Origin of the sequence: Rhodococcus sp. P14, assembly GCF_000256505.1 — a bacterium.
GTDB classification, from domain to species: domain Bacteria; phylum Actinomycetota; class Actinomycetes; order Mycobacteriales; family Mycobacteriaceae; genus Rhodococcus; species Rhodococcus ruber.
Map to the genome: position 1 here is coordinate 1 of NZ_AJFC01000277.1, position 6,988 is coordinate 6,988.

The window sequence follows — 6,988 nt, forward strand, 5'->3', positions numbered from 1 at the left end:
TGGGCTTCGGGGCCGGCGTGGGCTTCGGAGCCACCGCCTCGGGCGTCGCGGCCGGTTCGGGCTTCGCCTTTGCCGGTGACGCCGGCTTCGGTGTGGCGGCGTCGGTCTTCGGTGCTTCGGTCTTCGGTGCGTCGGTCTTCGGGGCGGCGGCTTCGGGCGTCGCGGCCGGCTGGGGCGTCGTCTTCGGTGCGGCCGCCGGCTTCGGGGCGGGCGCTTCGGTCTTCGGCGCTTCGGTCTTCGGGGCGACGGCCTCGGGCGCTGCGACCGACACGGGCGGAACCGACTCGATCCGCGGCGGCTCCGGAGCGACGGGCGGGTGATCCCCGAGCCGGCTGCGGTAGAACACCACTCCACCCGCGGCGACGACGCCGAGCGCGCCGACCGTCACCAGGAGCCTGCGGCCCCGGCCCCGGGAACCGGACTCGATCGTCGCTGCGGCCTGTGCGCGGCGGCACTCCCGGTTTCCAGCCATGTTCCGGGCGACGTCGAGACCCTTCCGGGCGACGAACAGTCCGGTGACAAGCGGCCCCCGCGCCAGGGCCGTCGCGCCTTGACCTGCCAGCTTCAGGTAGCCGCCGGCCCCCTTGGATTCCTTCGGGGGGCACACGAGTTCGCTTCCGGTGCCGGACCCGCTCTTGGTTCTGGACTCGCTCACACTCGTCATGTACCCACTTTTGCACAGCGAAACCTCACTCCTGGGGTATGAGAGACGGACCGCTCCGGTGTCGCGGACCCGGATGGCACGATGGAGGAGTGACTTCACCTCAAAAGACTGCAACCGCGACTCTGCACACCAACCGCGGCGACATCGTGATCGAGCTCTTCGGCAACCATGCCCCGAAGACCGTCGAGAACTTCGTCGGCCTCGCGAACGGCACCAAGGAGTACAAGACCGAGAACGCCAAGGGCGAGACCAGCGGCCCGTTCTACGACGGTGCGGTCTTCCACCGCGTCATCGACGGCTTCATGATCCAGGGCGGCGACCCGACCGGCACCGGCCGCGGCGGCCCGGGTTACCAGTTCGGCGACGAGTTCCACCCCGAGCTGCAGTTCGACCGCGGCTACCTGCTCGCGATGGCCAACGCCGGACCGGGCACCAACGGTTCGCAGTTCTTCATCACCGTCGGACCGACCCCGCACCTGAACCGGCGCCACACGATCTTCGGTGAGGTCACCGACGACGCGTCGAGGAAGGTCGTCGACGCGATCGCCACGACGGCGACGGACCGTGCGGACCGCCCGGTCGAGCCGGTCGTCATCGACAGCATCACCATTTCCTGAGAGAGACCGAACATGACGAACCCCGGCTGGGGCCACGCGGCCGGCGGGGGCGGCCACCCGCCCCAGCCGCGGTGCGTCCGGCATCCCGATCGCCCGACCCTGCTCTCGTGCAGCCGATGCGGACGACCGGCCTGCCCCGAGTGCCTGCGGTCCGCCGCGGTGGGGCAGCAGTGCGTCGACTGCGTCGCGGCCGCTCAGCGTGACGTCCCGCAGGCCCGCACGGTCGCGGGCGCGCCCGTCCGGTCGCAGGCGAACACCCCGCTCGTGACGTACATCCTGATCGCGCTGAACACCGCAATCTTCGCGATCACCGCGGCCCAGTCCGGCAGCGTGATGAACAACGAGCGCTCGTCGAGCCTGTTCTTCGAGTGGGCGCTGTGGCCGCCGATGATCGCCGCTCGCGACGAGTACATCCGGGTGCTGGGCAGCGGATTCCTGCACTTCGGGGTGCTGCACCTCGCGGTCAACATGTTCGCGCTGTACGTGATCGGCCGGGACACCGAACTCGTCCTCGGCCGGCTCCGGTACCTGGCCGTCTACCTCGTGTCGATCCTCGGCGGATCCGCGGCAGTGATGCTGCTCGAGACCGGCGCCGTCACTGCCGGCGCCTCCGGCGCCGTGTTCGGCCTGCTGGGAGCGCAGGCGGTGATCCTGATGCGGCTGCGGCGCAGCCCCGCGCCGGTGCTGGCGATCGTCGTCCTCAACGTCGTCATCAGCATCACCATCCCCGGCATCTCCCTGTGGGGACACCTCGGCGGCCTGGCCGCGGGTGCGGCGGCGACGGCGGCACTGTTGTTCGCCCCGCGCGCACTGGGCGCGGGCGACGACCGCGCCCGCTTCGTCCGGACGGGATGGCTCGCGCTGGGGGGCGTCACGGTGGTCACCGTGCTGGTCCTCGCCCTGGCCGTCCTGCGCCTGCGGGCTCAGCTCGGCGTCTGATCCGGCGCCAGTCCCCGCACCGCGAGTGCGTCGTACACCGTGCGGGGATCGGTACCCAGGTCCCAGCGCCCGAAGATGAGCAGTTGCTCGTCGCCCTGGGTGTCGCGCACGTCGATCTCCAGCATGGGGACCCGCCGGCCGAGCCGCGGATACGCGACGATCCGTACCCGCGTCAGGGCTGCGCGGGGCAGCTCGCGTCGTCCCGTCAGGCGGGTGACGGCCAGTCCGGCGCCTTCGGGAAGCACCTCGAGCCGCGGGCGCTGCCGGGCCGCGAGTGCCGCGACGACGAGTGCGACCGCGGCCGCGAGCCCGACGAGGGTGCGGCCGGCAGGATCGGGAGTCGTCGCCGCGGCCACCGCGAGCACGACGCCGCCCACCGCCAGCGCGACGATCGCGAGCGGGGGCGTGGACCAGCGCAGGGGTTGTTCACCGGACACGGGGAGCTTTCCCCAGTTCGTCCACAGGTTTGTCCACAGGTGGGGATGAACTACACTCCTGTAACCTCACCGCCACCTCATGGTCATGATCAGGCCGACGATCATGAACCCGAAACCGATGAGGAAGTTGTACGCGCCGAGGTCGTTCATCCACGAGATCTGCTCGGCCGCGAGGTAGTAGACCACCAGCCAGGCCAGGCCGATCAGCATGAAGCCGAGCATCACCGCGACGTACCAGGTGCTCGACGGTCCCGCCTTCACCTTCACGGGGGTGCGGCTCACCGGGTTGATCGTGTAGTCGGTCTTCTTCCGGACCTTCGACTTGGGCATGACGTCCTCGTTCGTGCGGTACCGCGCGGGGCGGACAGGTAGGTTGGGCAGCTACCTGGCGTGTACTACCAGTGCGTGTACTACCAGTGTGAGTACACGCTAACGCAGAATCCGGAACGGAGGGTCCACGTGTCGGACGGCCGGGCCCGCGCGCTCGGGTGGACTGCCGCCGCGCTGGCCGTGTGCCTGCTCGCCGGTTTGCTGCTCGGCACCACCCGCGGGGTCTCCGACGGCGAGGAACTGCGCGTGAGCGACTCCGCGCGGCTGTCCGACCTCGTGCGGGCAGCGCAGGCCAAGTCGGACGAGCTCGCCGCCACCCGCGACGACCTCGCGGGACGCGTCACCGAGTTGCAGGCGCAGGCCGCGGCCACCGACGACGACGTCGCCGCGGTGCTCGCCGACACCGTCGCTCTCGAGGATCCGGCCGGCCTGACCGCACGGCGTGGCCCCGGGGTCACCGTGAGCCTCACCGATGCGCCGCGCGGCGCCGACGGCAGGTATCCGACGGATGCGTCGCCCGACGATCTCGTGGTGCACCAGCAGGACGTGCAGAGCGTGCTCAACGCGATGTGGGCCGGCGGGGCCGAGGCGATCGCGATGCAGGATCAGCGGCTCGTGGCGACGTCGGCACCGCGCTGCATCGGCAACACCCTGTTGCTGCACGGCCGTACCTACTCTCCGCCGTACGTGATCACCGCGCTGGGCGACCCGGCGCGACTCGAGGCCGCCCTGGCGGCCGAGCCGGGCATCCGCGTGTACAAGCAGTACGCGGCGCGCTACGGGCTGGGCTACACGCAGCAGTCGTCGGAGTCGTTGTCGGTACCGGCCTACACGGGCGGAGCAACGCTGCGTTGACGGGTCGGTACCCTTTCCGCATGCGCATCCTCGTCGTCGACAACTACGACAGCTTCGTCTTCAATCTCGTGCAGTACCTGGGGCAGCTCGGGACGCGGGCCGAAGTCTGGCGCAACGACGACGAGCGACTCACCGGTGCCGCGGACCGGATCGCGGCCGAGTTCGACGGCATCCTCCTGAGCCCCGGGCCGGGCACGCCGCAGCGCGCCGGTGCGAGCATGGACCTCGTGCGGGCCTGCGCCGACGCGGGCACGCCGCTGCTCGGGGTCTGCCTCGGCCATCAGGCGATCGGTGCCGCCTTCGGTGCGACCGTGGACCGGGCCCCCGAGCTGCTGCACGGCAAGACCAGCTCGGTCTGGCACGACGGCACCGGTGTGCTGGCCGGCCTGCCGGATCCGTTCACCGCGACGCGCTACCACTCGCTCACGGTGCTGCCCAACACGCTGCCGGACGAGCTCGTCCCCACCGGATTCACCGAGAGCGGCATCGTCATGGCCCTCCGGCATCGCGAGCTGCCCATCCACGGCGTCCAGTTCCACCCGGAATCGGTCCTCACGCAGGGCGGCCACCGGATGCTCGCGAACTGGCTCGGCGTGTGCGGCGAGGCGCCGGACGAACAGCTGGTCGCCCGTCTCGAGGCGGAAGTGGCTCAGGCGCTCGCCGGGGGCGTCGCCTGAGCCGTCCGCACGGCACCCGAGCCGCAGCTCAGCGGATACCCAGCACGCCCACACCCACGGTGAGGGTCTCCGACTTGGAGATCTCCGACCCCGGCGGCTGCTGCTGGGCGATGACCTTACCCACCAGCTCCGGGTCGAGGGTGGCCTCGCGGTTCTGCACGAGCTGGGCCGGCGAGCCCGTCCAGCCGGCCGCCCGCAGTTCCGCCAGTGCCTCGGACACCGTCCTGTTCGTCAACGCGGGCATCTCGATGCGGTTGCCGTTGGACACCTGGATGGTGACCGTGTCGCCCTCCGTCGCGCTGGTGCCGCCCGCCGGGCTGCTCGACACCACCGTCCCGGCCGGCTGGCTCGAGTCGATCTCGTCGACCACGACGGTGAAACCGGCGGCCTCGATGTTGTCGCGCGCCACCTCGGTGGCCTGACCCACGACGTTGGGCACGCGGATCTGCTCGGGTCCGCTGCCGAGCGTCACCCGCACCGCGCTGTCGCGGTCGGCGTCGGCTCCCGGAGCGGGGCTCTGGTCGACGACGGTGTCGCGTTCGGCCGACGACGACGGTGCGCGGGCCACGTTCGGATCGAGGCGCAGTCCGGCGTCGGTCAGGGCCTGCAGCGCCTCCTGCTGGTTCATGCCCGCCAGCCGCGGGATCTGCACCTGTTCGGGGCCGCTCGAGACCTCGAGGGTGACGGTGCTGCCCTCCTCGGCCTGGACTCCGGCGACCGGCCGGGTGTTGACGACGTTCCCGGAGGCGACCACGGCGTCGGGTTTCATCTGCACCGAGACCTCGAACCCGGCATCCTGCAGCCTGCTCTCCGCGATCTCCGCGGCAAGGTTGCGCACGTCGGGGACGGGGATCTGCGCGGCGCTCGATCCCGGGCCCGACGTCCACAGGAACACCCCGACGATGCCGACGATCACGACCGCCGCCAGGCCCAGCAGGGTGTTGCGCAGGACCCGGGAGCGCTGAGGCGTCGCCACGGTCCCGCCGGCAGCGGCTCCGGCGGGACCGCGGTCCGCGCCGTTGCGGGGTGTCCCGGCACCGTCGACGGCCCCGAGGATGGTGGTGCGGTCCTCGTCGGTCATCACCATCGGTGCGCTGGGCTTCTGGCCGCTCAGCACGCGGATCAGGTCGCTGCGCATCTCGGCGGCACTCTGGTACCGGTTGGCGGGGTTCTTCGCCATCGCCTTGAGGATCACCGAGTCCAGCTCCGGCGGGACGGCGGAGTTCACCGACGACGGCAGCGGCGGGTCCTCGCGGACGTGCTGGTACGCGACGGCCACGGGGGAATCACCCTGGAACGGCGGCTTGCCGGTGAGGATCTCGAACAGGACGCAGCCGACCGAGTACACGTCGGAACGGGCGTCCACCTGCTCGCCGCGGGCCTGTTCCGGCGACAGGTACTGGGCGGTGCCGATCACCGCGGCGGTCTGCGTCATCGGGCTCGCGGCGTCGGAGATGGCCCGGGCGATGCCGAAGTCCATCACCTTCACCGCGCCGGAACGGGTGATCATGACGTTGGCGGGTTTGACGTCGCGGTGGACGATCATGTTGCGGTGGCTGAAGTCGAGGGCGGCGCACACGTCCGCCACGACCTCCATGGCCCGCTTCGGGGTCATCGGCCCCTGGGAGCGCACGATGTCGCGCAGCGTGTCGCCCTCGACGAACTCCATGACGATGTACGGCAGCGGGCCGGACTCGGTCTCCGCCTCACCGGTGTCGTACACGGCGACGATCGCCGGATGGTTCAACGCCGCGGCGTTCTGGGCTTCGCGGCGGAACCGGAGATAGAACGTGGGGTCGCGGGCGAGATCGGCGCGCAGCACCTTGATCGCCACGTCGCGGTCGAGCCGCAGATCCCGGGCCAGGTGTACCTCCGACATGCCACCGAAGCCGAGGATCTCACCCAATTCGTAGCGGGAAGAGAGCTTGCGGGGTGTGGTCATGACTGTCCTCGGGTGACTGGCTCGAGCGGGGTGAACGGGTTGTCGATGGCTCCGGGTTCGAGACCGCCGTCACCGTCGTCCGGCAGGGAGACGGTGGTCGTGGTCGTCTCGGCCGTCGTCGTGGTGGCGGCCGTCGTCGTGGTGGCGGCCGTGGTGGTGGGCGCCGTGGTGGTGGTCGGCGCCTCCGTCGTCGTCGGCGGCGGGGTGGTCGTCGTCGGCTCGGGGGTGGTCGTGGGTGCCTGCGTCGTGGTCGGGGGCGCCGTCGTCGTCGGCTCCACCGTCGTGGTGGTGGTCCGCGGCGGCCGCGTGGTCGTCGTCGTGGCACGGGTGGTGGTCGTCGGTGCCTGCGTGGTCGTGGACCGTGCGGGGCCCGCGTCCCCGGAATTGTCGCCGCCCAGCAGCACCAGCGCCAGCGCAACGAGTGCGAGCGCCACGGCCGCCCCGGCCGCCCAGGCGATGGCCTTCGGGCTCGGTGAGCGTTTGTCGCCGGACGGGGCGGGGCCGGGGGGGGGCTGGGGCCCCCCGGT

8 protein-coding genes and 1 pseudogene are annotated in these 6,988 nt (G+C 71.3%); 5 read left to right on the forward strand and 4 right to left on the reverse strand.

The features are described from left to right. On the reverse strand, nucleotides 1–664 hold a 664-nt coding region (locus OEY_RS0119385; RefSeq protein ID WP_010595466.1), incomplete at its 3' end, for a hypothetical protein. An 89-nt stretch (nucleotides 665–753) separates the two neighbouring features. Between OEY_RS0119385 and OEY_RS0119390 the strand changes: the two genes are divergently transcribed. Both OEY_RS0119390 and OEY_RS0119395 read left to right on the forward strand, forming a co-directional pair. Continuing rightward, complete coding sequence (locus OEY_RS0119390) at nucleotides 754–1,281, forward strand: peptidylprolyl isomerase (RefSeq protein WP_017682271.1); 528 nt, start codon at nucleotides 754–756, stop codon at nucleotides 1,279–1,281. Nucleotides 1,282–1,293: 12 nt separating this feature from the next. Further along, nucleotides 1,294–2,220 (forward strand): rhomboid family intramembrane serine protease, encoded by a 927-nt coding sequence (locus tag OEY_RS0119395; protein WP_029540117.1) that lies wholly within the window; start codon nucleotides 1,294–1,296, stop codon nucleotides 2,218–2,220. Here the strand turns inward: OEY_RS0119395 and OEY_RS0119400 are convergent. Together OEY_RS0119400 and crgA are read right to left on the reverse strand one after the other, a co-directional pair. Then, nucleotides 2,205–2,657 (reverse strand): PH domain-containing protein, encoded by a 453-nt coding sequence (locus OEY_RS0119400; RefSeq protein ID WP_010595469.1) that lies wholly within the window; start codon nucleotides 2,655–2,657, stop codon nucleotides 2,205–2,207. The genes OEY_RS0119395 and OEY_RS0119400 overlap by 16 nt on opposite strands. 66 nt (nucleotides 2,658–2,723) lie before the next feature. Beyond that, nucleotides 2,724–2,987, reverse strand: coding sequence for a cell division protein CrgA (crgA, locus tag OEY_RS0119405; protein WP_003936616.1), 264 nt, complete (start codon nucleotides 2,985–2,987; stop codon nucleotides 2,724–2,726). Nucleotides 2,988–3,116: 129 nt separating this feature from the next. Here crgA and OEY_RS0119410 point away from each other — a divergent pair, with 129 nt between their 5' ends. Next, on the forward strand, nucleotides 3,117–3,842 hold the full coding sequence (locus OEY_RS0119410; RefSeq protein ID WP_010595470.1) for a DUF881 domain-containing protein: 726 nt from the start codon (nucleotides 3,117–3,119) through the stop codon (nucleotides 3,840–3,842). Nucleotides 3,843–3,862: 20 nt separating this feature from the next. Continuing rightward, nucleotides 3,863–4,519: an aminodeoxychorismate/anthranilate synthase component II gene (locus OEY_RS0119415; RefSeq protein ID WP_010595471.1), complete on the forward strand. Its 657-nt coding sequence runs from the start codon at nucleotides 3,863–3,865 to the stop codon at nucleotides 4,517–4,519. Nucleotides 4,520–4,547: 28 nt separating this feature from the next. Here OEY_RS0119415 and pknB read toward each other — a convergent pair whose 3' ends face one another. Then, the gene (gene pknB / locus OEY_RS0119420) at nucleotides 4,548–6,461 is read right to left on the reverse strand and encodes a Stk1 family PASTA domain-containing Ser/Thr kinase (RefSeq protein ID WP_010595472.1); all 1,914 of its coding nucleotides are present in this window, start codon (nucleotides 6,459–6,461) and stop codon (nucleotides 4,548–4,550) included. A gap of 93 nt (nucleotides 6,462–6,554) precedes the next feature. Here pknB and OEY_RS30575 point away from each other — a divergent pair. Continuing rightward, nucleotides 6,555–6,988 (forward strand): annotated as a pseudogene (locus OEY_RS30575) (hypothetical protein); the annotation flags it as partial.

Excerpts from the sequence above, each read along its gene's own strand:
- OEY_RS0119415 (WP_010595471.1), top strand. The coding sequence starts at position 3,863 with ATGCGCATCCTCGTCGTCGACAACTACGACAGCTTCGTCTTCAATCTC.
- crgA (WP_003936616.1), bottom strand. The coding sequence starts at position 2,987 with ATGCCCAAGTCGAAGGTCCGGAAGAAGACCGACTACACGATCAACCCG.
- pknB (WP_010595472.1), bottom strand. The coding sequence starts at position 6,461 with ATGACCACACCCCGCAAGCTCTCTTCCCGCTACGAATTGGGTGAGATC.
- OEY_RS0119395 (WP_029540117.1), top strand. The coding sequence starts at position 1,294 with ATGACGAACCCCGGCTGGGGCCACGCGGCCGGCGGGGGCGGCCACCCG.